This window comes from Pseudomonas sp. RIT-PI-q, assembly GCF_001297125.1.
Classification (GTDB): Bacteria; Pseudomonadota; Gammaproteobacteria; order Pseudomonadales; family Pseudomonadaceae; genus Aquipseudomonas.
Genome location: NZ_LHPC01000022.1, coordinates 50,151 through 76,684, shown reverse-complemented (window position 1 = coordinate 76,684; position 26,534 = coordinate 50,151). Strand labels below are relative to the sequence as shown.

At 57.7% G+C, this 26,534-nt stretch carries 20 protein-coding genes; 10 read left to right on the top strand and 10 right to left on the bottom strand.

What is annotated here, in order from left to right; translation table 11 throughout:
* Positions 1-9: 9 nt before the first annotated feature.
* From AEQ67_RS08670 to AEQ67_RS08650, 5 genes are all read right to left on the bottom strand, one after another.
* Positions 10-1,413: a DUF1254 domain-containing protein gene (locus tag AEQ67_RS08670; RefSeq protein WP_082377796.1), complete on the bottom strand. Its 1,404-nt coding sequence runs from the start codon at positions 1,411-1,413 to the stop codon at positions 10-12.
* A gap of 26 nt (positions 1,414-1,439) precedes the next feature.
* A complete protein-coding gene (locus AEQ67_RS08665) occupies positions 1,440-2,891 on the bottom strand; it encodes a DUF1254 domain-containing protein (protein WP_059403470.1) in 1,452 nt (483 codons plus the stop codon).
* A gap of 10 nt (positions 2,892-2,901) precedes the next feature.
* Positions 2,902-3,693, bottom strand: a complete 792-nt coding sequence (locus AEQ67_RS08660; protein ID WP_059403469.1) for a hypothetical protein — start codon at positions 3,691-3,693, stop codon at positions 2,902-2,904.
* 596 nt (positions 3,694-4,289) lie between these two features.
* Positions 4,290-5,357, bottom strand: coding sequence for an RHS repeat-associated core domain-containing protein (locus AEQ67_RS08655; RefSeq protein ID WP_059403468.1), 1,068 nt, complete (start codon positions 5,355-5,357; stop codon positions 4,290-4,292).
* Positions 5,358-5,555: 198 nt separating this feature from the next.
* The gene (locus tag AEQ67_RS08650) at positions 5,556-5,981 is read right to left on the bottom strand and encodes a YciI family protein (protein WP_059403467.1); all 426 of its coding nucleotides are present in this window, start codon (positions 5,979-5,981) and stop codon (positions 5,556-5,558) included.
* Positions 5,982-6,390: 409 nt separating this feature from the next.
* Between AEQ67_RS08650 and tpx the strand changes: the two genes are divergently transcribed.
* The 9 genes from tpx to AEQ67_RS08605 all read left to right on the top strand — a co-directional run bounded on the left by tpx (position 6,391) and on the right by AEQ67_RS08605 (position 20,650).
* Positions 6,391-6,891 (top strand): thiol peroxidase, encoded by a 501-nt coding sequence (tpx, locus tag AEQ67_RS08645; RefSeq protein ID WP_059403466.1) that lies wholly within the window; start codon positions 6,391-6,393, stop codon positions 6,889-6,891.
* 178 nt (positions 6,892-7,069) lie between these two features.
* Positions 7,070-8,386, top strand: coding sequence for an MdtA/MuxA family multidrug efflux RND transporter periplasmic adaptor subunit (locus AEQ67_RS08640; RefSeq protein ID WP_059403465.1), 1,317 nt, complete (start codon positions 7,070-7,072; stop codon positions 8,384-8,386).
* Complete coding sequence (locus AEQ67_RS08635) at positions 8,383-11,487, top strand: MdtB/MuxB family multidrug efflux RND transporter permease subunit (protein ID WP_059403464.1); 3,105 nt, start codon at positions 8,383-8,385, stop codon at positions 11,485-11,487. The genes AEQ67_RS08640 and AEQ67_RS08635 overlap by 4 nt, the downstream gene beginning before the upstream one ends.
* Positions 11,484-14,591 carry an efflux RND transporter permease subunit gene (locus AEQ67_RS08630; RefSeq protein WP_059403463.1) on the top strand — a complete coding sequence of 1,036 codons (3,108 nt, stop codon included), beginning with the start codon at positions 11,484-11,486 and terminating at the stop codon, positions 14,589-14,591. Before AEQ67_RS08635 ends, AEQ67_RS08630 begins: the two co-directional genes overlap by 4 nt.
* On the top strand, positions 14,588-16,069 hold the full coding sequence (locus tag AEQ67_RS08625) for an efflux transporter outer membrane subunit (protein WP_059403462.1): 1,482 nt from the start codon (positions 14,588-14,590) through the stop codon (positions 16,067-16,069). Before AEQ67_RS08630 ends, AEQ67_RS08625 begins: the two co-directional genes overlap by 4 nt.
* Positions 16,070-16,379: 310 nt before the next feature.
* A complete protein-coding gene (locus tag AEQ67_RS08620) occupies positions 16,380-18,461 on the top strand; it encodes a putative bifunctional diguanylate cyclase/phosphodiesterase (protein WP_059403461.1) in 2,082 nt (693 codons plus the stop codon).
* Between the two features lie 273 nt (positions 18,462-18,734).
* Positions 18,735-19,481, top strand: coding sequence for an SDR family oxidoreductase (locus AEQ67_RS08615; RefSeq protein ID WP_059403460.1), 747 nt, complete (start codon positions 18,735-18,737; stop codon positions 19,479-19,481).
* Positions 19,482-19,759: 278 nt separating this feature from the next.
* Complete coding sequence (locus tag AEQ67_RS08610; RefSeq protein WP_059403459.1) at positions 19,760-19,942, top strand: hypothetical protein; 183 nt, start codon at positions 19,760-19,762, stop codon at positions 19,940-19,942.
* A gap of 45 nt (positions 19,943-19,987) precedes the next feature.
* Complete coding sequence (locus AEQ67_RS08605) at positions 19,988-20,650, top strand: hypothetical protein (protein WP_059403458.1); 663 nt, start codon at positions 19,988-19,990, stop codon at positions 20,648-20,650.
* Positions 20,651-20,790: 140 nt separating this feature from the next.
* Here the strand turns inward: AEQ67_RS08605 and mapR are convergent, their stop codons facing one another.
* From mapR to AEQ67_RS08590, 3 genes are all read right to left on the bottom strand, one after another.
* The gene (gene mapR / locus AEQ67_RS08600) at positions 20,791-22,206 is read right to left on the bottom strand and encodes a GntR family transcriptional regulator MpaR (RefSeq protein WP_059403457.1); all 1,416 of its coding nucleotides are present in this window, start codon (positions 22,204-22,206) and stop codon (positions 20,791-20,793) included.
* Positions 22,207-22,336: 130 nt separating this feature from the next.
* Positions 22,337-23,749: a cytochrome c oxidase accessory protein CcoG gene (gene ccoG / locus AEQ67_RS08595; RefSeq protein WP_059403456.1), complete on the bottom strand. Its 1,413-nt coding sequence runs from the start codon at positions 23,747-23,749 to the stop codon at positions 22,337-22,339.
* Positions 23,750-23,944: 195 nt separating this feature from the next.
* Entirely contained in the window at positions 23,945-24,178 is a 234-nt protein-coding gene (locus AEQ67_RS08590; RefSeq protein WP_059403455.1) for a DUF3203 family protein, read from the bottom strand.
* Positions 24,179-24,302: 124 nt separating this feature from the next.
* On the opposite strand from AEQ67_RS08590, the gene AEQ67_RS08585 reads away from it, so the two are divergent.
* Complete coding sequence (locus tag AEQ67_RS08585) at positions 24,303-24,800, top strand: MgtC/SapB family protein (RefSeq protein WP_059403454.1); 498 nt, start codon at positions 24,303-24,305, stop codon at positions 24,798-24,800.
* A 103-nt stretch (positions 24,801-24,903) separates the two neighbouring features.
* Here AEQ67_RS08585 and AEQ67_RS08580 read toward each other — a convergent pair whose 3' ends face one another.
* Both AEQ67_RS08580 and AEQ67_RS33630 read right to left on the bottom strand, forming a co-directional pair.
* Positions 24,904-25,638 carry an AAA family ATPase gene (locus AEQ67_RS08580; RefSeq protein ID WP_059403453.1) on the bottom strand — a complete coding sequence of 245 codons (735 nt, stop codon included), beginning with the start codon at positions 25,636-25,638 and terminating at the stop codon, positions 24,904-24,906.
* Positions 25,638-26,381: an ABC transporter permease gene (locus AEQ67_RS33630; RefSeq protein ID WP_082377795.1), complete on the bottom strand. Its 744-nt coding sequence runs from the start codon at positions 26,379-26,381 to the stop codon at positions 25,638-25,640. Before AEQ67_RS33630 ends, AEQ67_RS08580 begins: the two co-directional genes overlap by 1 nt.
* Between the last annotated feature and the right edge of the window lie 153 nt (positions 26,382-26,534).

Below are 26,534 nucleotides of genomic sequence, written 5' to 3'. Positions count from 1 at the left end.
GGACTCCGCTTATTGTTTTTGTGGGGTGACGGGTGTCAGCAGCGGCATTTTCCATTGGCCGCTGACGACTTCAGGTTTTGGCAAGTACAAGCGCAGGACGCCGTAGAACGGGCCATTTGGCGCCGGCAGCCAGTTGCTTTGCAGGTCTTTGGCCGGTGCCTTGTTCTGCACGTAAAGGGTCAGCCCGCCGTCGCTGTCGAGCTTGAGGCCAGGCAACATGCGCGAGTTGATCAGGTAGCGATTCAGCGGGTTGGCCACCAGCAGTTTGTTCTTGCCGTTGTACATGGTCAGCGACCAGAACGCGTCGGCCGGGGGCAGGGCGCCCTTGTCGAAATGCAGGGTGTAATCGTGTTTCGAGGCATCGACCGGCTGGCCGTCCTTGTCGACGAAGTAGCCGATGTAATTCGCTTCTTCTGCAGAGTTGCCGAAGATCCCCATGTTGGCGCCGGCGTAGCGGTACAGGTAGTTGCCCTTGAGGTGATCGCGGGTGCCAAACAAGTCGCCACTGCTGACCTGGTGAGTATCGACCTGGTCTTTTTTGAACTGTTCGAACTCGGCCTTGGCGTCGGCGATACCGTCTTCCAGCGCCTTACGCTGATCGCCCGTGAGCGTGGTCAACGTGAAAGGTTTGCCGGCTTCGATGCCGATTGTCTTGAAGCGCGCGAGCAGGTCTTTCTCCACGTCCTGCGCCGGGGCGAACGCCAGCATGAAGTTCAGGTAGCGGAACAGGTCAGGCGTGTCACTCATGCCCGGCAAGGGTTTGGGCCAGTCGACTTTTGGCGCGGCAGCCGGGGCCTTGTGCCCCACATAGCGGCTGAGTGGCTCGACCTTGTAACCCTTCTGGATGTCCTTGACCTTGTCCAGGTCTTTATCATCGAACAACTGAGTGCGGTACAGCGCATAGGCGATGTTGCTTTCACTGCGCAGCAACCGGTCGATTTTCAGCGGTTGCTGACCTTGCCAGTCCGGCCCGGCGATCATGAAATTACCGCCATTGTTGCCGGTGCTGCGGGTGCCCAGGTACGCAAAGTTCAGCGTGTAGGCATCGATCAGTTGCACCGAGTAGTAACGGTGCTCTTCGATGGGCGGCAGGGTCAGCACCAACGGTTCGGCGCGCAGGTCCATCCAGATGAAGGAGTAAGGCGTGTCGGCATTCGGCGTGACGAACGCGGTGTCCTTGGCAGTGAACGCCTTGGCGGTGTTACCGATCTGGTTGAACGGTGCCTTGAAGTTCGGGCTCTTCTTGTCCACGGCCTGGGTGTAGAGGGTCTTGTACATTTCCACCATCGGGAAGCCGTACAAATAGGCTTCCTTGGCGATGCTTCGGGCTTCTTGCGCAGTGGCGGTGAAATCGGCCCAGGCGCTGGTGCTCAGGGTGAGAGAGAGTGCGGTGAGCAACATGCGGTTATTCATAAAAATCCTTATTGAACCCTTGGGCGTCATTCCACGGCCGTGATGTCGTCGAGTTTCCAGCTTTTGTCAAAGTAGGCTTCGGTCGGGGCGTACAGGCGGAAATAGCTGAACCAGTGCTTGCCCGGTAGGGTTTGCACCCAGTTGTTTTCGAAACCCGCAGGCGCGGTCGGGCCGAAGTACAGATCCACCGAGCCGTCGGCGTTTTTTTTCAGGTCCTGGCGGGATGACAAGTCAGCCTTGCGCTGCGGATTGTCGATCAGGCAACGGCTGTCGATGTCGTACACAGTCATCGACCAGAACTGCTTGGCCGGCGGATTGGCGCCGACGTGCAGGCGATAGCTCTTGCCACCGTCGAGCCAGTTGCCCTTGGCGTCGGTGTAGGCGCCGAGGTAGGTCTGGCCCAGGCCCGGGGTCTTGGAAACCATGCCTTTGGTGTTGGTCACCGCTTCGTAGAACCAGGCGCTGCGTTCCCACAACTGGTCGTAATAGGCCACGCGTTGCGATGGTTCGGCGATGTTCAGCACGGTGTCCCACTGGCGGTCCGGCCAGTACTGCGAATCAGGGAAACGCTTGGCGAAGGTGTTGGCCTTGGCGATCAACTCGCCGACCTGCGCGCCTTGTTCCAGGGCCTTGCGTTGGTTGTCGTTGGGGTTGAAGGGTTTGTCCTTCTCGATACCCAGACTGGCAAGCATCGCCATGTAGAAACGGTCACGTTCGTTGACCGGTTCTTTCTGGATGATCTGGTGCAGGCGTTCCCAATAGGCCAGACCACGGGGCTGGGTGCCGGACCAGGCTTTGCCGCCGGGGGAGAGCAGTTTGGTCTTGCCCGGCTCGGCGCGTTTGGCGTACGGGTACATCTTGAATTGCTCGACCAGCGCCTTGCCCTTGGCCGGGTCCGGATCGAGCACGCGGAAACCGACCAGCACGTTCATGGTTTCCGATTTGGCCAGGTAATACTTGCCGGCGTCGGCCGGCGGCTCGGCACCCGGTGGCAGCACCAGGTACTTGCCGCCCTTGCCTTTGTCCGGGCCGGTCTGGCCCATGTCGATGATCGCCCGCTGCCAGAAATCACCCACGCCGCCCGCCGTCGGGCCGGGTGGCAGTTCGATCACCAGCGGACCGGTTTCATTGAGGTCGACGAAGCCGAGGATGTACGGCGTGGTGGCGTTGGCGGTGATCACGCCGAGTTTGTCTTCGTAACTGTTGAGCACCATCAGGTCGCCGCTGTGGGCGCCCAGCTTGTCGCGGAATTCTTCCTGCCATTGCGCGTAGGAAACCAGCGGCAGCGCCCACAGATAACTCTGGGTGGCCTGTTGAAAATCCAGTTCGGCGTACAGTTTGGCAATGGACGCATGGGCCGGCAGTTCGCCTTCCATTGCGATTTTACCAATAGGGTTTTCGAGATCCTGAGCGCCCACGCCACAGCTGACGAACATGGTCATCAGGCTGAAACCGGCTGCGCGGATGGCAACGTGCATAGCGAATTCCTTATTTACCGAACGTGACGTTGATCCCGGCGAACAGCGTGAACTGCGGCAGGCCATCGCCTTTGCGCTCTACGGTCCATTGCGGTTCGATGAAGGCGTTGAGGATATTGGAACCGGATTTCCACACTTTGCCGCCACCCAAACCGAGTGGGATGTAGTGGGTGTCGTTTTTCAGGTCGAAGGTCCAGGTGCCGGTCGAGCGCAGATACCAGCCTTTGGCCAGGTTATGAATGATGAAGGGCTGCATCGTTGCGGTTTCGACGTGGGCGCGGTCATGGTCGCCAGCGAAGGAGCTCTGGTATTGCACCAGTGCACCGAGCAAACCGCGGCGCGAGGAATCGATCGCAATGGCGGCGAGGCCTGCCTGCCATTTACCCGTGCCCAACTCATCCTGTTCGGCGGTGGGCGCAGTGATTTGCGGGCCGATGCCCAACTGCACGCCATCGGTCTTGAGCAGGAAAATATCGAACAGGTTCAGATCGCCCATACCGGTGCTGTAACCGTTATGCGGATCGGGGCGGGTGCTGATCGGCAGTGTCGCGCGCAGCAATTGCGGCACGCCAATGAAATCGCCAGGCGCAATCGGCAAGGTGCCGCGCAACAGGGCGTCGTTGGTGTGGGCGTTGCTGTCGAACAGCTTGGGCGTGTAGTAATCCTGAAGGTTGGCGCCGGGCGCCAGGTTCAGCGGGTTGTTACTTTTGTTGGCGGTGTCAGCGTTGTCCGCAAGGGCACAAACGACAGGCGCAAAAGATGCCGCCAACAACAAGGCGTGTGTTCCCAATTTCATCGACATGATTCCCCGGTTCCTTGGTGGCTCATTGGACGACTCGGCACTTATTGGCCGTTACTGCGTAATCTCTTTCCTATCAAGCCGTAGGACGCGTCCATTCAAGTTAGCAGTTAACCATCAGTTGGCCAGTCAGGGGAGGGATTTATTTCGATTTGTGTACAATTTCGTGTACTAAAAAGTTAATACGGATCATTGGGTTGGGAGTGATAGATGATGTCAATTCGATGGCGAGGCTGCCTCAAAAACCGTCTTCGCGGGCAATCCCGCTGCCACATTGGATCACCGTCGAACGTGGATGTTGTGATCGCTGGAGATCGAGTGTGGGAGCGGGCTTGCTCGCGAAGAACGATGACGCGGTGGTGGGCTGGCTACCGTGAATCGAGGTTATCCAACACCCTATTCATAGCCAGTTCACCCAGCAAAATTGTCTGCTGGATCCCCAACAGGGTGGTGCATCACCGCCCTTGTAGCTACCTCGCGAAGTCACTGGTTATCACATTTGCCGCAGCCAGTGATTCGCAAGTGTTCCGTAAGGTTTGAATGCCGGTTACTGTGCGATCAGTAGATTTTCCTGAGGGTTTACTAACGCAAGGTTAACTTCAACGTATTCGGACACTGGTCACCTCGACGCCCAAATTATTCAGGAATATCGCTACTGGTTTTAACGCTGAGGCGTCAGGCTTGAAATGGCCCGAATCATTCCAGATAGTTGCTCGTTGGGGATTGGCGGAAATCGTTCCTGCTGATATGACGCCTGTCTCACTTCCTCCGAGCGAGGCTAAAATCGCATGATTGATTGCTCGTCGCTCAAGATCTATCGACGGGTCAATTAACATCTCCCCTTTTTCGGTTAGGACAAATCGACGCGGCATGCCACCACCCAGATGTTTAAGATCTTGCGCACTCGTTACTTTCAGTACTTCAAATGGATCAGTTTTCAGTGCTTCTTGAAAAACCTTGAGTTCGGTCAAAAAACGCGCTTCCCTGGTATTTTTGAACAACACAGGCTTGCTCAGATTCGGTGTCTTTAACGGCTCAGGGTTTATTGGGTTGTTATTTAGTTTGTTCGCCCTAAACACAGGTAGTTGCGCACCTCGAGCTAGCCGTTTCAGAGGTTTTTGAAACACCTTAATTAAAGATGCCCAATATCGTCCATTGGGGTCCTTTCTGCTGATAGGGTTTCCAGAACAATAAGAGTAACAATTCAGTCCGCCGCGGCCAAACGGGCTCCAACTGTCTGGACTGTTAAATCGCATCAACACTGGATTGAACGCTCGATAACCATTACCCAACAGATAACAGCCTGTCACCGGATCTCGCCGCTCGCCGTTGAACCCCAGCAGGCTCGGCAACCCACTGCCATTGGAGCCGTGACCGTAGGGTGAATAAACGATTGACCGAAGAAAATCCGAAGTAAGGAAGTGCACCACCGATTGTTGCTGATCCGTCGCAAACAAATTGGCATTCCCCGATTCCTCACCGGTCTGTTGTTCCGCTAAGAGCTGATTATCATATTGGAAGATCGAGCGCTTCAGAGATCCCTTTGTTTCCGTAGCGAACTGGTTTGCGCGGTAGAAATATTGGGATTGCGCGCCAGATAGCGGGAGCGTTCCGACGATCCGGTCCAGCGGGTCGTAAGCGTAGCGGCAGAGTATTATTGCGCGCATCCCAAGCACTCCCGGGGAAAGAATGTTTAGCTTCTTCCCCGATGAAATGGTTGTCTACTATCAGAACTGATAGGTCCACGCGATCCGCAGGTGTAAGGTTTACCGGGGATGAATGATGACGCGGTATTCCTAAGCCCTGACTTGTGGCGAGGGAACTTGCGTCCTCGCCACAGTGTTTTGAGCTGATAAGTCAAAAATTCAGTGCTTATTCGCCTTCCCGAACACCCGCTCTTCCTGCTCGCGCAACTCCGGCGTGAACTCCTTCCCGAAATCCTCCATCTCAAACACCTGACGAATTTCAATCTCGGCGTCGGTGCCCGGCATCGGGTTGGGGCAGCGCTTGACCCAGTCGATTGCTTCCTGTTTCGACTTCACTTGCCACAGCCAAAAGCCGGCGATCAGCTCCTTGGTTTCGGCGAAGGGGCCGTCGATCAACGTGCGTTTGTCGCCCGAGAACCGCACGCGGGCGCCTTTGCTGCTGGGGTGCAGGCCTTCGCCTGCGAGGAGGACGCCGGCCTTGGCCAGTGCCTCGTTGTAATTGCCCATCGCGGTCAGCAGTTCTTCGCTGGGCATCACGCCGGCCTCGGAATCCTGGCTGGCTTTGATGATGATCATGAATCGCATGGTGGTTTCTCCGCTGGATTTGAATGAGTCACTTTATAGTCGTGTGGCGGGGTGCCAAATCGACAGGGCTTTAATAAAAATCGCGGACAGGCCTGCCTTTCGTCACGAACACCGCGTGGCGATGAGAGAGGGCAGTAGGCTGTAGGTTACTCAAGTAACACTGCGTTCCCTGTGGGAGCGGGCTTGCCCGCGATAGCGGTGTATCAGGCTGCATCGATGTTGAATGTGAGGCCCCATCGCGGGCAAGCCCGGCTCCCACAGGGTTTTGTGTTGGTTGTGAAAAGGTATGTATCCAGTTTGTGCGACGACATATCACAATTTGTATCCACCCATAGGTCGTCGGGCAATTTCGTGGTTAACTTCGGCCTCTCCAAAATTCTCCACAACAACGTTCAGAAGGACTCAGTTCATGGCTCAAGTCACTCTTAAAGGCAACCCGGTTCAAGTCAACGGCCAACTGCCACAAGCCGGTTCCAAGGCGCCAGCCTTTTCCCTGGTTGCCGGTGATCTTTCCGATGCGACCCTGGCAACCTTCGCCGGCAAGCGCAAAGTGCTGAACATCTTCCCAAGCGTCGATACCCCGACCTGCGCCACCTCCGTGCGCAAGTTCAACGCCCAGGCCAATGATGTCGCCAACACTGTCGTGCTGTGCATCTCCGCTGACCTGCCGTTCGCCCAAGCGCGTTTCTGCGGCGCCGAAGGCCTGGAAAACGTGAAGAACCTCTCCACCCTGCGCGGTGCCGAGTTCATCGAGAACTATGGCGTTGCCATCGCTGACGGCCCGCTCAAAGGCCTGACCGCCCGTGCCGTCGTGGTGCTGGACGAGAACGACAACGTGCTGCACAGCGAACTGGTCAGCGAAATCGGTCAAGAACCGAACTACGAAGCGGCACTCGCTGTATTGAAATAAGCGCGGCTTTACAATTGTTAACGGCCTGGCCCTGTCCAGGCCGTTTTCATTTGTGCTTCAGTGTCTTAGCCAAACATCCTGTTACGTAAGCCGAAGGTAAATTGCCGGTAAAGGCGCTTTGCTTAATACCCGCCAGTGCTTATCGTTCAGCCTCCAGTAGAAAAAGCCCACGCGCCCAATGGTTGATCATTCAATGCAATCCTCCGCTTCCCGTAGTCCCCGCCGCTGGCTGTTTGGCCTGCTTGTCCTGTTGGTCATCGCTGGCCTGTGCTGGAAATTCTGGCCCGGCAGCGCTACGCCAAAAGAAGGCACAGGACAAAAAGCCGTGGCCGGGCACACCGGCAGGTCAGGGGGGATGCGCCCTGGTTTCGGCGGGGCGTCCGGTCCGGTCCCGGTGCGTGTGGCGCCAGCGGTGAAGGGCGACTTCCCGCTGTACTACAAGGCTCTTGGTACAGTGACTGCGCTGAACACCATCAATGTGCGCAGTCGTGTCGGTGGCGAACTGATCAAGGTGTCGTTTGAAGAAGGGCAGATGGTCAAGGCCGGCGATCTGCTGGCTGAAATCGACCCGCGCCCGTACCAGAACGCCTTGCTGCAGGCCGAAGGCACTTTGCTGCAGAATCAGGCACAACTGAAAAACGCCCAGGTCGACGTCGAGCGCTACCGCGGCCTGTACCGCGAAGACAGTATCGCCAAGCAAACCCTGGACACCGCCGAAGCATTGGTCGGTCAATTCCAGGGCACGGTCAAGACCAATCAGGCGGCGGTCAACGACGCCAAGCTCAATCTCGAATTCACCAGGATCCGCGCGCCGATTACCGGCCGCGTGGGTCTGCGTCAGCTGGACGTCGGCAACCTGGTGGCGGCCAACGACACCACGGCGCTGGCGATCATCACTCAGACCCAACCGATCAGCGTTGCCTTCACCTTGCCGGAAAACAGCCTCGACGTGGTGCTGGCCCGCTATCGCACCGGCGCCAAACTGCCCGCCGAAGCCTGGGACCGTGGCGACACCAAGTTGCAGGCCACCGGCGTATTGCAAAGCCTGGACAACCAGATCGACGTCACCACCGGCACTCTGAAATTCAAGGCGCGCTACGAGAACCGCGATCAGGCGCTGTTCCCCAATCAGTTCGTCAATGTTCACCTGCTGGCCGACACCCTGAAGGGCGTGGTGCTTGCACCCTCGGCGGCGATCCAGTTCGGCACCAACGGCACGTTCGTCTACGCAATGGACGGCGACAAGAAGGTCAAGATCCGTCAGTTGAAAGTCGGCGCCAGTGACGGTGATAACACTGTGATCACCGAAGGCCTCGCCGCAGGCGATCGCGTCGTCCTGGAAGGCACCGATCGCCTCAAGGACGGCAGCGATGTCGAGGTGGTCAACGACACCCAGGATGTACCGACCACCCCGACCGGGCACCTGCAAGGCAAATCGGCGGCCAACGCGACTGAGCCGGCGACCACCGACAAGGCGAAAAAGGGCGGCGCATGAACATCTCGCGGCTGTTCATCCTTCGCCCGGTAGCCACCACACTGAGCATGCTGGCGATTATCCTGGCCGGCGTGATCGCCTATCGGCTGCTGCCGGTGTCGGCCTTGCCTCAGGTCGATTACCCGACCATCCGCGTCATGACGCTGTACCCCGGCGCCAGCCCGGACGTCATGACCAGCGCCGTGACGGCACCTCTTGAACGTCAGTTCGGGCAAATGCCCGGCCTGACCCAAATGGCCTCGACCAGCTCCGGCGGCGCCTCGGTGCTGACCCTGCGTTTCAGCCTCGACATCAACATGGACGTCGCCGAGCAGCAGGTACAGGCGGCAATCAACGCCGCGACCAACTTGCTGCCCAAGGACCTGCCGGCGCCGCCGGTGTACAACAAGGTCAACCCGGCGGACACCCCGGTGCTGACCCTGGCCATTACTTCCAAAACCATGCTGCTGCCCAAGCTCAATGACTTGGTCGACACCCGCATGGCGCAGAAAATCGCCCAGATCAGCGGCGTTGGCATGGTCAGCATTGCCGGCGGCCAGCGTCAGGCGGTGCGGATCAAGGTCAACCCCGAAGCCCTTGCGGCCAACGGCCTGAACCTGTCGGATGTGCGCACCCTGATCGGCGCGTCCAACGTCAACCAGCCCAAGGGTAACTTCGACGGCCCGACCCGGGTGTCGATGCTCGATGCCAACGACCAGCTGACCTCGCCCAAGGATTACGCCAACCTGATCCTGGCCTATGCCAACGGCGCGCCATTGCGACTCAAGGACGTGGCAGAAATCGTCGACGGTGCCGAGAACGAGCGTCTGGCGGCGTGGGCGAATGAAAACCAGGCTGTATTGCTGAACATCCAGCGTCAGCCCGGCGCCAACGTCATTGAAGTGGTCGACCGGATCAAGGCCTTGCTGCCGAGCATCACCGACAACCTGCCGGCCGGCCTCGAAGTCACGGTCCTCACCGACCGCACGCAAACCATCCGGGCTTCCGTCACCGACGTGCAACACGAACTGCTGATCGCCATCGCGTTGGTGGTCATGGTGACGTTCCTGTTCCTGCGTCGCGCCAGTGCCACGATCATTCCGTCGGTCGCCGTGCCGTTGTCGCTGATCGGCACCTTCGGCGTGATGTACCTGGCCGGTTTCTCGGTCAATAACCTGACCCTGATGGCCCTGACCATCGCCACCGGTTTTGTGGTGGACGATGCGATCGTGATGCTGGAGAACATCTCCCGATTCATCGAAGAGGGCGACAGCCCCCTGAATGCCGCGCTCAAGGGCGCCAAGCAAATCGGCTTCACCCTGATCTCCCTGACCCTGTCGTTGATTGCGGTGCTGATTCCGCTGCTGTTCATGGCCGATGTGGTGGGGCGCCTGTTCCGCGAATTTGCCATCACGTTGGCGGTGGCGATCCTGATCTCCCTTGTCGTGTCCCTGACCCTGACGCCGATGATGTGCGCGCGGTTGCTCAAGCGTGAGCCCAAGGAAGAAGAACAGGGCCGATTCTACCGGGCCAGCGGCGCCACAATTGATTGGATGATCGCGGCTTACGGGCGCAAGTTAAAGTGGGTTCTCAAGCATCAACCGCTGACTCTGCTGGTGGCCATCGGCACCCTGGCGCTGACCGTGTTCCTGTACATGGTCGTGCCCAAGGGCTTCTTCCCGGTGCAGGACACTGGGGTGATCCAGGGGATTTCCGAGGCGCCGCAGTCGATTTCCTTTGCGGCGATGAGCGAACGGCAGCAGGAATTGGCCAAGGTCATTCTTGCCGATCCGGCCGTGGAGAGTCTGTCGTCCTACATTGGCGTAGACGGTGACAACTCGACGCTCAACAGCGGTCGCATGTTGATCAACCTCAAGCCCCACAGCGCGCGCGACCTCAGCGCCACTAAAATCATTGCCCGCCTGCAACCGGAAGTAGACAAGCTGATCGGCATTCGCCTGTTCATGCAGCCGGTGCAGGACCTGACCATTGAAGATCGGGTCAGTCGCACGCAGTACCAGTTCAGCATGTCGTCGCCAGACTCCGAGTTGCTGAGCCTGTGGAGTGGCCGTCTGGTCGAAGCCCTGGCCCAGCGGCCCGAACTGACTGACGTTGCCAGCGATTTGCAGGACAAGGGTTTGCAGGTCTATCTGGTGATCGACCGCGATGCGGCATCGCGGGTTGGTGTCTCGGTGTCGAACATTACCGATGCGCTGTACGACGCCTTCGGTCAGCGGCAGATTTCCACCATCTACACCCAGGCCAGCCAGTACCGCGTGGTGCTGCAGTCGCAATCCGGCGAGAAAATCGGCCCGGACGCGTTGAATCAGATTCACGTCAAGACCACCGATGGCGGTCAGGTGCGCCTGTCCAGCCTGGCCCACATGGAGGAGCGTCAGGCGCAATTGGCGATTACCCATATCGGCCAGTTCCCGGCGGTGATGATGTCGTTCAACCTCGCGTCCGGCGTGGCACTGGGGCATGCGGTGGAAATCATTGACCAGGTACAGAAAGACATCGGTATGCCGATCGGCGTGCAGACTCAGTTCCAGGGTGCGGCCGAAGCGTTCCAGGCTTCGCTGTCGAGCACTTTGCTGCTGATTCTGGCGGCGGTGGTGACCATGTACATCGTGCTGGGCGTGCTGTACGAGAGCTACATCCACCCGATCACCATTCTCTCGACCTTGCCTTCGGCGGCGGTCGGCGCCTTGCTGGCGCTGCTGTTGAGCGGCAATGACCTGGGGATGATCGCGATCATCGGCATCATCCTGCTGATCGGCATCGTGAAAAAGAACGCGATCATGATGATCGACTTTGCCCTCGACGCTGAGCGCAATCAGGGCCTGGACCCGGAAACGGCGATTTACCAGGCGGCGCTGCTGCGTTTCCGGCCGATCCTGATGACCACCCTGGCCGCCTTGTTCGGCGCGGTGCCGTTGATGCTGGCCACCGGCTCCGGCGCTGAATTGCGTCAGCCGTTGGGTCTGGTGATGGTCGGTGGTTTGCTGGTGAGTCAGGTGCTGACGCTGTTCACCACGCCGGTGATCTACCTGTACTTCGACCGTCTCGGTCGGCGCTGGGGCCGCCGCTCTGAATCCGTGGAAGCGGTAGAGCAGCCATGAACCTCTCCGGTCCTTTCATCAAGCGCCCGGTGGCGACCATGCTGCTGAGCCTGGCAATCATTTTGCTGGGCGGTGTGAGCTTCGGTTTGTTGCCAGTGTCGCCGCTGCCGCAAATGGACTTCCCGGTGATTGTGGTCCAGGCCAGTCTGCCTGGTGCGAGTCCGGAAGTGATGGCGTCGACGGTGGCCACGCCGCTGGAACGCTCCTTCGGCGCCATCGCCGGGGTCAACACCATGAGCAGCCGTTCCAGCCAAGGCTCGACCCGGGTCATCCTGCAATTTGACCTCGACCGCGACATCAATGGCGCGGCGCGAGAAGTGCAAGCGGCGATCAACGCCTCGCGCAACCTGCTGCCGAGCGGGATGCGCAGCATGCCGACCTATAAAAAGGTCAACCCGTCCCAGGCGCCAATCATGGTGCTGTCCCTGACCTCCGATGTTCTGGAGAAGGGCCAGCTCTACGATTTGGCCTCGACGATTCTGTCCCAGAGCCTGTCCCAGGTGCAGGGCGTGGGTGAAGTGCAGATCGGTGGCAGCTCCCTGCCGGCGGTGCGCATTGAACTCGAACCCCAGGCGCTGAACCAGTACGGCGTGGCCCTGGACGATGTGCGCAACACCATCGCCAACGCCAACGTGCGCCGGCCCAAGGGGTCGGTCGAAGACGGCCAGCGTTTGTGGCAAGTCCAGGCCAACGATCAACTGGAGAAAGCCAAGGATTACGAGTCGCTGATCATTCATTACAACGGCGGCGCGGCCCTGCGCCTGAAGGATGTCGCCAAGGTCAGCGACGGTGTGGAGGACCGCTACAACAGCGGTTTCTTCAACGATGACGCGGCGGTGTTGCTGGTGATCAACCGCCAGGCCGGCGCCAACATCATCGAGACGGTCAACGAAATCAAGGCGCAACTGCCGGCGTTGCAGGCGGTGCTGCCGGCCAGCGTCAAACTCAACCTGGCCATGGACCGCTCGCCGGTGATCAAGGCGACGCTGCACGAAGCGGAAATGACCCTGCTGATCGCCGTGGCGCTGGTGATTCTGGTGGTGTTCCTGTTCCTCGGTAACTTCCGCGCCTCGTTGATTCCGACCCTGGCGGTGCCGGTGTCGCTGGTGGGCACGTTCGCGGTGATGTACCTCTACGGGTTCTCCCTGAACAACCTGTCGCTGATGGCGCTGATCCTGGCCACCGGTTTGGTGGTGGACGACGCCATCGTGGTGCTGGAGAACATCTCCCGGCACATCGACGAAGGTGTGCCGCCGATGAAGGCCGCGTACCTTGGGGCGCAGGAAGTCGGCTTCACCTTGCTGTCGATGAACGTCTCGCTGGTGGCGGTGTTCCTGTCGATCCTGTTCATGGGCGGGATCATCGAAAGCCTGTTTCGCGAGTTTTCCATCACCCTGGCGGCGTCTATCGTGGTGTCGCTGGTGGTTTCGCTGACGCTGACGCCGATGCTCTGTGCCCGATGGCTCAAGCCGCATACGCCGGGTCAGGAAAACCGCCTGCAACGCTGGAGTCAGCGCGCCAACGAGTGGATGGTCGGCAAATACGCGACCAGTCTTGACTGGGTGCTGCGCCATCGCCGGCTGACGTTGCTTAGTTTATTTGTAACTATTGGCGTGAACATTGCGCTGTATGTAGTTGTTCCTAAAACGTTTTTGCCTCAGCAGGATACCGGCCAACTGATCGGTTTCGTGCGCGGCGACGACGGCCTGTCGTTCAGCGTGATGCAGCCGAAAATGGAAACTTTCCGCCGTGCCGTGCTCAAGGACGACGCGGTGCAAAGCGTTGCCGGTTTCATCGGCGGCACCAACGGCACCAACAACGCCTTCATGCTAGTGCGCCTGAAGCCGATCAAGGAACGCAACATTTCCGCGCAGAAAGTCATCGAACGTCTGCGCAAGGAAATGCCCAAGGTCGCTGGCGCGCAGCTAATGCTGATGGCCGATCAGGACCTGCAATTTGGTGGCGGTCGCGAACAAACCACTGCGCAGTATTCCTACATCCTGCAAAGCGGTGATCTGGGGTCGTTGCGCGAGTGGTATCCGAAAGTCGTCACGGCGTTGAAAGCGTTGCCGGAACTGACGGCCATTGACGCCCGTGAAGGCCGTGGTGCGCAGCAAGTGACGCTGATTGTCGATCGCGACCAGGCCAAACGCCTGGGGGTCGACATGGACATGGTGACTTCGGTGCTGAACAACGCCTACAGCCAGCGGCAGATTTCGACGATTTACGACAGCCTCAACCAGTATCAGGTGGTGATGGAGGTCAATCCGAAATACGCCCAGGACCCGATCACCCTCAAACAGGTCCAGGTGATCACCGCCGACGGCGCGCGGATCCCGCTGTCGACCATCGCCCATTACGAAAACAGCCTGGAAGACGACCGGGTCAGCCACGAAGGCCAGTTCGCCTCGGAAAGCATTTCTTTCGACATGGCTGAAGGCGTGACGGTGGAGCAGGGCAGTGCGGCCATCGAGCGGGCGATTGCCAAGGTCGGCTTGCCGGAAGACGTCATCGCGAAAATGGCCGGCACCGCCGACGCCTTTGCCGCGACGCAGAAGAGCCAGCCGTGGATGATTCTCGGCGCGCTGGTGGCGGTGTATCTGGTGCTGGGTGTGCTGTATGAAAGCTACATCCATCCGCTGACCATTCTCTCGACCTTGCCCTCGGCCGGGGTTGGCGCGTTGCTGTCGATCTATGCGCTGGGCGGGGAGTTCAGCCTGATCTCGTTGCTCGGCTTGTTCCTGCTGATCGGTGTGGTGAAGAAAAACGCGATTCTGATGATCGACCTGGCCTTGCAGCTCGAACGCCATCAAGGCCTGGCGCCGCTGGAGTCGATTCGCAGCGCCTGCCTGCAACGCCTGCGGCCGATTCTGATGACCACCCTGGCGGCGCTTCTCGGTGCCTTGCCGTTGCTGCTGGGCCGTGCCGAAGGTGCGGCAGTGCGTCAGCCATTGGGCCTGACCATCATCGGCGGGCTGATCTTCAGCCAGGTGCTGACCCTTTACACCACCCCGGTGGTTTACCTCTATCTCGACAAACTGCGCCATCGCTTCAACCACTGGCGTGGGGGGCGTACCGATGCCGCCCTGGGAACTCCGCTATGACTGACCGTTCGCTTATCAACCTGACCGCACCGCTGATCACGGCCCGAGGCTCACGTTTGTTGAGTCTGTCGCTCTGCGTGGCGCTGCTCAGCGCCTGCGCCATCGGCCGGGATTACCAGCGCCCGCAAACCGCCGATCCGGTGCAGTACAAAGAAGCGGCAGGTTGGCGTCAAGCCAACCCGAGCGATTCCCTGGCCCGCGGTGCCTGGTGGGAGTTGTATGGCGATCAACAGCTCAACGGCCTGATCGAAAAACTCAACAGTTCCAACCAGACCGTTGCCCAGTCCGAAGCCCAATACCGTCAGGCCCAGGCCTTGGTAAAAAGTGCTCGCGGTGCGTTTTTTCCGACGGTGGACCTGACCGTCGGGAAAAACCGCTCCAGCCAGGGCACCGGTAGCAGCAGTTCGAGCCTGACCAGTTCTTCCAGCGGGATTCGCGACACTTATACCGCCCAGGCCGGGGTCAGCTGGGAAGCCGATATCTGGGGCAAGTTGCGCCGTGGGTTGCAAGCCGACACCGCGAACGCCGAGGCGAGCTTCGCTGATCTGGCTGCGATGCGCCTGAGCCAGCAGTCGGAATTGGTGCAGAACTACCTGCAATTGCGGGTGATCGATGAGCAGAAGCGTTTGCTGGAAGCGACGGTCGAGGCCTATAAGCGCTCGCTGACAATGACCGAAAACCAATACCGCGCCGGTGTCTCCGGCAAGGACGCGGTGGCTCAGGCACAGACTCAGCTCAAGAGCACCGAGGCGGACATGGTCGATTTGATCTGGCAGCGTGCGCAGTTCGAAAACGCCATTGCCGTACTCATCGGGTTGGCGCCGGCCGAGTTCAACCTGGCGGAATCCAAGGACATCCCGGTGTTGCCCGAGGTGCCGCTGGGCTTGCCTTCGCAGTTGCTGGAACGCCGCCCGGACATTGCCTCCGCCGAGCGTTCGGTGATCGCCGCGAATGCCAACATCGGCGTGGCCAAGGCTGCCTACTACCCGGACCTGACGTTGAGCATGAACGGTGGTTATAGCAGCAGCACATACGCCAACTGGATCAGCCTGCCCAACCGTTTCTGGTCGGTCGGGCCACAACTGGCCATGACCTTGTTTGACGGTGGTCAGCGTTCGGCGGAAGTCGACCGCAGCGAAGCTGCCTATGACGAAACCGTGGCCAAATACCGCCAGACCGTACTCGACGGCTTCCGTGAGGTGGAAAACTACCTGGTCCAGCTCAAAGTCCTGGAACACGAATCCGAAGTGCGTCAACAGGCGCTGGATGCCGCGCGTGAATCCTTGCGCCTGATCCAGAACCAGTACAAGGCCGGGTTGATTGCTTACCTCGATGTGGTGGTGGTTCAAGCCACGGCGTTGAACAATGAACGCAACATGCTGGACTTGTTGCAGAGCCGCCTGATCGCCAGCGTGCAGTTGATAGCGGCGCTGGGCGGTGGCTGGGATGGGGCGTTGCAGGTAAGCGAAAAAGAATAGGGCTCCTGTAGCAGCTGCCGAGCCTGCGAGGCTGCGTTCGAGGACGCAGTCCTCGCAAATCCGGTAAACGCGGTTTGTCTGACACACCGCGTTGTATGGTTTTACGACTGCTTCGCAGCCGAACGCAGCCTCGCAGGCTCGGCAGCTGCTACAGGTGAATGCGGTCGCTCAGAGGTGTCAAACAAGCGTTTCATCGACTTGATGGCTTTTTGCTAATTTTGTCAGTGCGTTCTTTTACGCAATCAGTACAATCGCCCGATTTGCCCCTCCGAGAATGGAAGCAGTACGGAGGGTAGTCGCGAGAAGTCTCATGCTCATCGGTAGCTATTCCCCCACGCTGGTTATCATCTCGCTTTGTGTGGCGATTCTTGCCTCCTATACCGCGCTCGACCTGACTGGACGCATTGCCACCGCCAAAGGCCGGGCAGTGCATCTATGGACAGCGGGTGGGGCCTTTGCCATGGGGGTTGGCGTGTGGTCGATGCATTTCATCGGCATGCTCGCCTTCAAACTCCCCATCGACCTCGGCTACGACGTCGCTATTACTTTTCTATCGCTGTTGATCGGGATTTTGTCCTGCGGCTTTGCCCTGTGGCTGGTCAGTCAACCGCGATTGCCGGCCTGGCAACTGGCGTTCGGCGCGCTGGTCATGGGTGCCGGCATCAGTGCCATGCATTACACCGGCATGGCCGCGATGCGCATGCAACCGGGGATCGATTACGACCCGACGCTGTTCGGCACATCGCTGCTCATCGCTGTTGGCGCCTCGGGTGCCGCGTTGTGGATTGCCTTCCGCTTGCGCCAGCACACCCCGTATGTCGGCCTGATTCGTGGCGGCGCAGCGGTGATCATGGGCATCGCGATTGTCGGCATGCACTACACCGCCATGGCGGCGGCGCGATTCGCCGACGGCAGTTTCTGTGGCGCGGCCATCACAGGCCTCAACGGCAAAGGCCTGGACAATCTGGTGCTGGTCACCACCCTGGCGGTGTTGAGCATTGCCTTGCTGACCTCGATTCTCGATGCACGCCTGGAGGCCCGCACCGCCGGCCTCGCTCACTCACTGACCGAGGCCAACCGCGAACTGACTCAACTGGCCCTGCACGACACCCTGACCGGCCTGCCGAATCGGGTGTTGCTGGCTGACCGCATTGATCAAGCGATGTCGAGGGTGCAGGAGCAGGGCGGCTGTTTTGCATTGATGTTCATCGATCTGGACGGTTTCAAGCCGGTCAACGATGCTTTCGGCCACCATATGGGCGATCAGCTGTTGCGTGAAGTGGGCTTGCGCCTGCGCGAAGATTTGCGCAGCCAGGACACCCTGGCGCGGATCGGCGGCGATGAGTTCGTGTTGCTGGTGCAACTCGAAGAACAGAATGACGCCTTGAACCTGGCGGCTCGTCAGGTCGGGCTGATCGCGCGCTCGTTCCGGGTCGCCGAACATGACTTGCAAATCTCTGCCAGCGTTGGCATCGCGCTCTACCCGGGCAACGGTCAAACCGCCGATGAATTGCTGATGAATGCCGACGCGGCGATGTATCACGCCAAGGGGGCGGGCAAAAACGGCTACAGCTTCTTCGACGCCTCGATGAACAGCAACGCGCGCAAACAGTTGCAACTGCTGCAAGACCTGCGCAATGCAGTTGAGCAGCAACAGTTCAGCCTCTATTACCAGCCCAAGTTCGACGCCGCCAATGGCCGGCCGGTCGGTGCCGAAGCGCTGCTGCGCTGGGAGCACCCGACTCAGGGCATGCTGCTGCCGGACAAGTTCATCGAACTGGCGGAGAAGACCGGGCTGATCATTCCGATTGGTGACTGGGTGCTCAACGAAGCCTGCCGCCAGATGCGCGAGTGGTACGTGCTCGGTTACACCAACTGGCGCATCGCGGTGAACCTCTCGGCCTTGCAGTTCTGCCACGTCGGCCTGGTCCAGAGCGTCGCCAAGGCCCTGGCCACGCACCATTTACCGGCCAACAGCCTGACCCTGGAAATCACCGAAACCACTGCCATGAGCGATGCCGATGCGAGCATGACGGTGCTTCAGGAGCTGTCGGAAATGGGCGTCGACCTGTCCATCGATGATTTTGGCACTGGCTATTCGAGTTTGATGTACCTCAAGCGCCTGCCGGCCAACGAGCTGAAGATCGACCGGGGTTTTGTTCGCGATCTGGAACGTGATAGCGACGATGCCGCCATCGTTTCCGCCATCGTCGCCCTCGGCCAGGCCTTGGGCCTGCGAATCGTCGCCGAAGGCGTGGAAACCGACTCGCAGCAGGACTTCCTGACCCAGCTCGGCTGCGATTCGTTGCAGGGCTACCTGCTCGGTCACCCACTGCCGGCCGAACGCTTCATGATCGACATCCATCGCGCAGAACAACTCGCCACCGCCTGACACACCGCGTTATCGTTATTCGCGGGCAAGCCACGCTCCCACAGGTTTTGCATATCCTGTGGGAGCCGGGCTTGCCCGCGACGGCGTCGGCCTGGACACCACAGAACCAGAGCCCATGCAAAAACTCCCACAGGTTTTGCATATCCTGTGGGAGCCGGGCTTGCCCGCGATGGCGTCGGCCTGGACACCACAGAACCAGAGCCCATGCAAAAACCAGCAATGGCGGTTATTCTTGGCCCCGACCGCTTACGCTTGGATTGGGGGAAAGCTTTCATGGATAAAGTCATCGTCATCACCGGAGGCAGCCGCGGCATCGGTGCCGCCACAGCCCTGTTGGCCGCCGAACAAGGCTATCGGATCTGTATCAACTACCAGGCCGACGAAGAGGCCGCGCAACGTGTGCTGGAGCAAGTTCGTGCCCTGGGTGCGCAAGCCATCGCAGTACGCGCCGACGTCAGCATCGAAGACGAAGTGATCGGTCTGTTCCACCGCGTAGACACCGAGTTGGGTAGGGTTACGGCACTGGTGAACAACGCTGGCACCGTGGGGCACAAGTCCCGGGTCGACGAAATGTCCGAATTTCGCATCCTTAAAATCCTCAAGACCAACGTGCTGGCCCCGATCCTCTGCGCTAAGCACGCGATCCTGCGCATGTCGCCCAAGCATGGCGGGCAGGGCGGCAGCATCGTCAACGTGTCCTCGGTGGCCTCGCGCTTGGGATCACCCAACGAGTACGTGGATTACGCGGCATCCAAAGGTGCGCTGGACAGCTTCACTATCGGCCTGTCCAAGGAAGTGGCGGGCGAGGGTATCCGCGTCAACGCCGTGCGGCCGGGTTTCATCTACACCGATTTCCATGCGCTGAGCGGTGATCCGGACCGGGTCAGCAAGCTTGAGTCGGCGATCCCGATGGCTCGTGGTGGTCGGCCGGATGAAGTGGCTGAGGCAATTGTCTGGTTGCTGTCGGACAAGGCTTCGTATGCGACCGGGACGTTTGTTGATTTGGGTGGCGGACGCTGAACCTGGCATTCGGTTAGTATCATCGAGTCGATCAAACTCGAAAATAAATCACTACGCTAGCTATAAAATAATCCTGTCCTTAGTTGCTGTTTTAAAAGTTGACGCGCTTTGCATCTCAAGGCGCGTTATTTTTTGTGTGCTGTGAAATGTCTTGAGTTTCTGACACGCTCTGTATCGGGTTGTCAGGTTGCAAGTGTTGAACTTAAAAAAAGAAGTGGTTATTCTTTTGTTTGTTCGCAAGAAGCGAATAACTTAAACTAAATAGTGGAGTATGTGATATGGATCTTTATAAGGATGAAATTGCTTTTTGGGACGGCGTGGTGCTGAATTATATTTATAGTAATTTTTCTGCGATGACACCTCCTCAAGAATACGCGAATGTAGCCCATCTTGCCGATATGATGGTTCTTGAGCGGCGCAAGCGTGACGTAGTTGAAAATTCAGGTGCCGCTGCAAACTAAGCGGTCTGCCGGCAGGATGCCAGCTTTATATAGGGATATATTTAAATGAATGCGGAAGATGAAAACAAGTCGATGATCGCCAACCTTTTCCTTAAAGGAAAGCCCTTGGTGTTGAACTATCAGCTCATGGAGAACAGGCTGAAGCGGCCGCGTCTGACGCCCTCCCAACAGTTTGAGTACAAACGTCAGCTTCTGAGTGAGGGCGGGTTCCTGACAGTTGCCGATAGCGAAAAGGATGAACCTTTATTGATTCACTTTCGTTCGGAAGATGACCGTTATACGTTACGTGTTGCAACGCCTGGTAAGTTCTATGGGTATTTTCTGAGCATGGAAGATATAGTGAATACTGACGGCGAGAAGCAATCAATTCGTAATTTTGTAGTGCTTAAAGAGGGTAGTCCCACCCGATTTTACTTGGAGAACGTATCGCCGGGTGTGGAGCGATTGCTGAATGTCGGTAGAAAATCAGTTATTGATTTAGAAGGGTTGGAGGCGGCGGTTCATCTTGCTGTATTGCAGGCAGTGCAAAACCAGATAGACGGCCCAACGTATCTTTATACGAATAAAGTAAGCCTTGAAAACGAAGGGCAGTTATATTTTTCTGACACGTTTCTGCCGAGTGCACAGGTAATGTGGGATCCGCAGGCTGTTCAGTTTACCGTGGGCGTCAGAGGGACGGGCATACTGGAGTTGAGCGACATCGGATGAAGTTCAAAAGCCATTGAGCAATGACCTGGCGAATGAGTGTCGATTACATTTTTATGGTTAATTGAGATTTAAACGCTCTTCCCGAACAAGCCCTGCTGGCCTCTGCCAGCAGGGCTTTTTTGTGCTCAGGCTTACTCAACTCACAACACTAACGACCGCACAATCCGCCCCAACGTTTCCATCGCCTTCTCGCAAGCCTCATCCCACGGGCTGCCGTAATTCAGCCGAATACAATTCCTGAACCGCTGCGTCGGCGAGAAAATCGGCCCCGGCGCAATGCTGATGCCCTGCGCCAGCGCCATCTGAAACAATTTCAACGAATCCATCTGCGCTGGCAGTTCCAGCCACAAAAAGTAGCCGCCGGCCGGTTGGCTGACGCGAGTCTGCGCCGGGAAGTAGCGTGCAATGGCCGCGAGCATCGCGCTTTGCTGTTCTTCCAGGGCATAGCGCAATTTGCGCAGGTGCCGATCATAACCGCCGTGTTGCAAGTAATCGGCAATGGCGGCCTGGGCCGGCATCGAGGCGCATAGCGAGGTCATGAGTTTCAGGCGTTCGATTTTCTGCGCATAGCGCCCGGCGGCGACCCAGCCGATGCGGTAGCCGGGGGCCAGGCTTTTGGCGAAGGAGCCGCAATGCATCACCAGCCCTTCGGTGTCGAAGGCCTTGGCCGGTTTCGGCGCCTGTTGACCGTAATACAACTCGGCGTAGACATCGTCTTCGATCAGCGGCACTTGATGGCTGCGCAACAGTTCCACCAGTTCTCGTTTCTTCGCCTCGGGCATGGTCGCGCCCATAGGGTTCTGGAAGCTGGTCATGCACCAGCAAACCTTGATCGGGTGCCGTTCCAGGGTTTGCGCCAGTACGCCAAGGTCAATGCCATCGCGCGGGTGCACCGGAATTTCCACGGCTTTGAGTTTCAGCCGTTCCAGTATTTGCAGGCAGGCGTAGAACGCCGGGGCTTCGATGGCCACCAGGTCGCCGGGCTCGGTGACGGCTTGCAGGCACAGGTTTAATGCTTCGAGGGCGCCGTTGGTGATCAGCAGTTCTTCCATGGGCAGCATCAGCCCGCCGACCATGTAGCGCAGGGCGATTTGCCGGCGCAATTGCGGGTTGCCCGGCGACATGTCGGTGACGACCATGCGCGGGTCCATCTCCCGGGCGGCGCTGGCCAGCGAGCGGGACAGCCGCTGCAGCGGAAACAGGGTAGGGCTGGGGAACGCCGAGCCGAAGGGCACGGTGTTGGGGTCCTTGATCGAATCGAGGACCGAGAACACCAGTTCGCTGACGTCGACTTCGGTGGACTCGTTAACCTGACTGCTGATTACCGGCTCGGAAAACGGGCTGGGCGCATGGGTGTTGACGAAGTAACCGGAACGCGGTCGGGCGCGGATCAGCCCGCGACGTTCGAGCAGGTAATAGGCCTGGAACACCGTGGACGGGCTGACACCGTAAGTCTGGCTGGCGTAGCGCACCGACGGCACGCGCTGGCCGGGGCCGAGGACGCCGGAGCGGATCAGTTCAGCGATGTCGTCGGCGAATTTTTCGTAGCGTTTCATCGATTGCCCGGATTGTTTTCGTTCAAAAAAGATCAAGGTGACTTCTTCGCGGGCAAGCCTCGCTCCTACAGGCATCTGCGTACTGTAGGAGCGTGGCTTGCCCGCGAAGGGCGCCCCGCAGTCTAAAGGCTCAACGATTCATCGGCGCAACAAACCGACTCTTCGCCACGCTATAAATATCCGGTTCATCACTGTCGACCACCTTGAAATTGAGGTTCTGCGAACTGCTGCTCGGCCGCTCCGTGGTCATCGCCACCGACACCGGCACATCGACAATCTCACCGGGCGCCAGGCTCAGTTCAGTCTTGCCCTGCAACTGGAAACCGTCGCCATCGATCAGCGTCAGACGATAGTCCTGACGTTGCTGGGTCTTGTTAATGACCTTCAGGCTGTAGATGTTCTCGATCTGCCCCTGACTGTTCTCACGGAACAGGCCACGGTCCTTGCTCACGTCCAGCGAGACCATCGGCCGTTCGACCAAGGCCAGGGCGAGGGCGCCGATCATCAGCAACAGCACCGCCGTGTAGCCGATCAATCGAGGCCGCAGCAAGTGCGTCTTGCCACCCTGCAACTGGTGCTCCGAGGTATAGCTGATCAATCCGCGGGCGTAGCCCATTTTGTCCATGATCGAATCACAGGCGTCGATACACGCCGCGCAACCGATGCATTCCATCTGCAAGCCGTCGCGGATGTCGATGCCCGTCGGGCAGACCTGCACACAGAGCTGGCAGTCGATGCAATCACCGAGTCCGACCTCAACCGGTGCCACGTCACGTTTGCGCGGGCCACGGTTTTCACCACGGGCCACGTCGTAGGAAATGGTCAGGGTGTCCTTGTCGAACATCACGCTCTGGAACCGTGCATACGGGCACATGTGCATGCACACCGCTTCACGCAGCCAGCCGGCGTTGATGTACGTGGCGCCGGTGAAAAACAACACCCAGAACAGGCTGACACCACCCATTTGCAAGGTCAGCAGCTCTTCGGCCAGCGGCCGGATCGGTGTGAAGTAGCCGACGAAAGTCAGGCCGGTCAGCAGGCTGATGGCCAGCCACAAGGTGTGCTTGGCCGAGCGACGCATCAGTTTGTTCACGCCCCACGGCGCAGCTTGCAGCTTGATCCGCTGGTTGCGCTCGCCTTCGGTGATCTTCTCGCACCACATGAAGATCCAGGTCCAGGAACTCTGCGGGCAGGTGTAGCCGCACCAGACCCGGCCAGCGAACACGGTGATCGCAAACAGACCGAACGCGGCAATGATCAAAAGCGCCGACAGCAGGATGAAATCCTGCGGCCAGAAGGTTGCGCCGAAGATGTGGAATTTGCTTTCGGACAGGTCCCAGAGTACCGCTTGCCGGCCACCCCAGTTCAACCACACCGTGCCGAAAAACAGCAGAAACAGAAACCCCGCGCCGCTCATGCGCAGGGTGCGGAACAAGCCGGTAAAGCTGCGGGTGTGGATCAGGTTGTCACTGGACTTGGCCTTCATCTTGGGACGCGAAGGCTCGAAGGTCTCAACTATTCGGACGGGGATTCTATCGCTCATGGTCTTTCGCTCATCAGCCTCCATCAGGCGTGAGCACTATGAGCGGCGATCTGTTTGCATAACAGACTCAGCTATTGCAATAAAAAGCGGATCAGATGGACGTTGATCCGCTGCCTGCGACAACTTGATGCACCCGCCACAACGGGGCGCGGACGCCTATATCAGGCGCCCGGGCGGGTTATTGATCAGGGTCAGTCAAATCACCGAATCACTGTCCGTGGCCTTAAGGTGCTTACGACCGTCGACGGCGCCTGCTACGGTCAATGCGTCGGCTTCTGCTTCGGTAATGTAGATACGCTGGTTGTTGAGTTCGACCGCCGACATGGCTTTTTCCGAGTCGGTGATGATGGTGACGTCCGGACACAGACGAATTTCTTCGCCGTTTTCGGTGGTGAAAAAGCAGGTCTGGTTTTCGATGCGCACGGTCATGGAGGCGTCCTTTTTTCTGCGGGGTTCTACAGTGTTAGGGCGCGCCCGGCGGTCATCGTTCGGTGCAACCGATTAATGGTCGGCGCGGTCCATCCTCTATTCGGCACTTCTCAAGGATTACAGCATGAACGCGTGGTGGCATGAGGTTTGGGTGACCCTGCAAGCGGAGTTCGCCGACATAGGCGACGCGTCACAACTGACGCGCATTACCGTGCGCCTGTTGATGGCCGCCGTGCTGGGCGGGATTCTCGGTTTCGAGCGCGAGCAAAAGGGCAAGGCCGCCGGGGTGCGCACCCACATGCTGGTGGCGCTCGGCGCGGCGTTGTTTGTGCTGGTGCCACAGATGTCCGGCTCCCAGGCCGATGCCATGAGTCGGGTGGTGCAGGGTGTGATCGCCGGGATCGGTTTTCTCGGTGCCGGGACCATCCTGAAAAACCAGGAAGGCGACGAAGGCCACGTCAAAGGCCTGACCACCGCCGCCGGGTTATGGATGACCGCGGCCATTGGGGTTTCGGCCGGGTTAGGGAGAGAGGCAACGGCGGTGTTCAGCACGTTTCTGGCGTTGGCGATTTTCAGCGTGATGCCGAAGATCGTGAAGATGCTGGAACGCGATCCTCCGTAGGCGCAGCCTTCGGCAGATCCTTGTATCTCATGCGGATGGAGCACTGTTTATGGGGAGCACGATCACCCGGCAGCATAATGGTTAGCAGTCGGCGATTGAGCCCTCAAGTTGAATGAGAAGAAAGCGTGAAGACGGGTTCAGCGGCAGCTCGGATGAAGGCTTCGTCAAGAGTGTTCGCGCCGTAGCGCTCCATAAACTCTTTGCCAGAGCTAAACGGCTTAAATTGCTGCTGGCTAATCATGTAAAAACTGTCACAGTTGTTAGAAATTTCCTCGATGTTATGAGATGACACTAAAACTGCCGTGCCTTCGCTAGCGGCTCCGCGCAGACATTGCCAAATGTAATGTCTGAACTCAGGATCAACTCCGGCGGTCGGTTCGTCCAGTATTACCAGCTCCGCTTCAACAGCCAGCAACGAAAGAGTAAAGAACCAACGTTTTTCACCGTAACTACATACCGAAGATTTTTTCCCCCAGATTTCTTTGTATCGGGCAACTATTTCAGGACTCCAAGTGCTGAGCTTTTTCAAAGCTTGCTCCTGAGATATATGGGTCGGCGAGCACAGTAATGTGGTCATTCTGAAAATATCGAACATGCGCAGCACTGGAGGAGTCATGACCGTCTGCGAGAGATAAAGTTGACTGGAGAAATTATTGTGCAGTGCGCCTTTGTCTACATTTTTCAGTCCGCACAAAATGTCGAAAAAAGTAGTTTTTCCAGACCCGTTTGGGCCCAGTAGGCCAGTAATCGAACCCTGCGTAACATGGATGGATACGTCATTGAATAGTTCTTTTTGTGAATATCCGAAGCAAAGATGTTTGGCTGTTAGAACTTTCATTAATAACGGCTCCATACTGGGTTGATACGTAAAAAACGCAACGAGATCAAAAATACCAAAATAAATGAGAGTAGTATTGCAGATGTTAATAGGTAATGTTTTTCAATCCCTTCACCCATTATTTTATTGGCAATCCATAAGGGATTGAAGGTGTTTATTAGATCGATTGCGTGGTGAGGTTGGCGGGTGTTGAGAATGCCCAATGCCAACATTATAAATGACGCTATTGATAAAATAGTGTTGGCGTTCTGAAAGTTTATTGGTAGTAATGTCAATAAAATTCCAGGTATGCTAAATAGCACAAAACAGATATAGAAACGACTGAGTATAATCAAGAGTTCGGGTAATTCGAACGAGCCAAAAGAAAAATATGTCAATATATAAAATGTAGCGCCATAGGCCAAAGATATTAGTGAATAAGCTAAAAATTGTGCCAGCAGAAATATGAGTTTGGCCTCATGTGTGTAGATGAATGATCTGATGAATCCGCTTTCTCGTCTTCCTATGATGTAAAAGGAAAAGCCAAAAAAAGCAACACTCGAAGAAATATACGCAAGAAACCATGATGCACTTTCGATATAACTGGTTGTCAGTGGAAAGGAACTCCCTTTGGAATAAGCAAGCAGATAATATAACGCTGCTGGAGAAATAATAATCCAGAAAAGTGCGATAGGTTCTTTTAGTTGCTCCTTGATGAGCAGTAATGCAAGCGAAAGACATCGATTCGTTGCGTAAATATTCATAGGTGACCTTTTATGGGAATGGGACCATTGTTTCTTTTCGATCGGGTAGTATTTGGTTGATGAAGCTTTGGGAATATGCGTTGTGAATGTTAATGTTTTTTGAATTGTTCATGTGCAAAAACAAATCGGGAGAAAGGAATTTGCAAAAAAAAT

What these genes read in the sequence shown, in the direction of transcription:
- AEQ67_RS08620 (WP_059403461.1), top strand. Translation starts at nt 16,380, where the DNA reads ATGCTCATCGGTAGCTATTCCCCCACGCTGGTTATCATCTCGCTTTGT.
- mapR (WP_059403457.1), bottom strand. Translation starts at nt 22,206, where the DNA reads ATGAAACGCTACGAAAAATTCGCCGACGACATCGCTGAACTGATCCGC.
- AEQ67_RS08585 (WP_059403454.1), top strand. Translation starts at nt 24,303, where the DNA reads ATGAACGCGTGGTGGCATGAGGTTTGGGTGACCCTGCAAGCGGAGTTC.
- AEQ67_RS08660 (WP_059403469.1), bottom strand. Translation starts at nt 3,693, where the DNA reads ATGTCGATGAAATTGGGAACACACGCCTTGTTGTTGGCGGCATCTTTT.
- AEQ67_RS08605 (WP_059403458.1), top strand. Translation starts at nt 19,988, where the DNA reads ATGAATGCGGAAGATGAAAACAAGTCGATGATCGCCAACCTTTTCCTT.
- AEQ67_RS08650 (WP_059403467.1), bottom strand. Translation starts at nt 5,981, where the DNA reads ATGCGATTCATGATCATCATCAAAGCCAGCCAGGATTCCGAGGCCGGC.
- AEQ67_RS08625 (WP_059403462.1), top strand. Translation starts at nt 14,588, where the DNA reads ATGACTGACCGTTCGCTTATCAACCTGACCGCACCGCTGATCACGGCC.
- AEQ67_RS08580 (WP_059403453.1), bottom strand. Translation starts at nt 25,638, where the DNA reads ATGAAAGTTCTAACAGCCAAACATCTTTGCTTCGGATATTCACAAAAA.
- AEQ67_RS08635 (WP_059403464.1), top strand. Translation starts at nt 8,383, where the DNA reads ATGAACATCTCGCGGCTGTTCATCCTTCGCCCGGTAGCCACCACACTG.
- AEQ67_RS08615 (WP_059403460.1), top strand. Translation starts at nt 18,735, where the DNA reads ATGGATAAAGTCATCGTCATCACCGGAGGCAGCCGCGGCATCGGTGCC.
- AEQ67_RS33630 (WP_082377795.1), bottom strand. Translation starts at nt 26,381, where the DNA reads ATGAATATTTACGCAACGAATCGATGTCTTTCGCTTGCATTACTGCTC.
- AEQ67_RS08610 (WP_059403459.1), top strand. Translation starts at nt 19,760, where the DNA reads ATGGATCTTTATAAGGATGAAATTGCTTTTTGGGACGGCGTGGTGCTG.
- AEQ67_RS08640 (WP_059403465.1), top strand. Translation starts at nt 7,070, where the DNA reads ATGGTTGATCATTCAATGCAATCCTCCGCTTCCCGTAGTCCCCGCCGC.
- AEQ67_RS08655 (WP_059403468.1), bottom strand. Translation starts at nt 5,357, where the DNA reads ATGCGCGCAATAATACTCTGCCGCTACGCTTACGACCCGCTGGACCGG.
- AEQ67_RS08590 (WP_059403455.1), bottom strand. Translation starts at nt 24,178, where the DNA reads ATGACCGTGCGCATCGAAAACCAGACCTGCTTTTTCACCACCGAAAAC.
- AEQ67_RS08665 (WP_059403470.1), bottom strand. Translation starts at nt 2,891, where the DNA reads ATGCACGTTGCCATCCGCGCAGCCGGTTTCAGCCTGATGACCATGTTC.
- AEQ67_RS08670 (WP_082377796.1), bottom strand. Translation starts at nt 1,413, where the DNA reads ATGAATAACCGCATGTTGCTCACCGCACTCTCTCTCACCCTGAGCACC.
- ccoG (WP_059403456.1), bottom strand. Translation starts at nt 23,749, where the DNA reads ATGAGCGATAGAATCCCCGTCCGAATAGTTGAGACCTTCGAGCCTTCG.
- tpx (WP_059403466.1), top strand. Translation starts at nt 6,391, where the DNA reads ATGGCTCAAGTCACTCTTAAAGGCAACCCGGTTCAAGTCAACGGCCAA.
- AEQ67_RS08630 (WP_059403463.1), top strand. Translation starts at nt 11,484, where the DNA reads ATGAACCTCTCCGGTCCTTTCATCAAGCGCCCGGTGGCGACCATGCTG.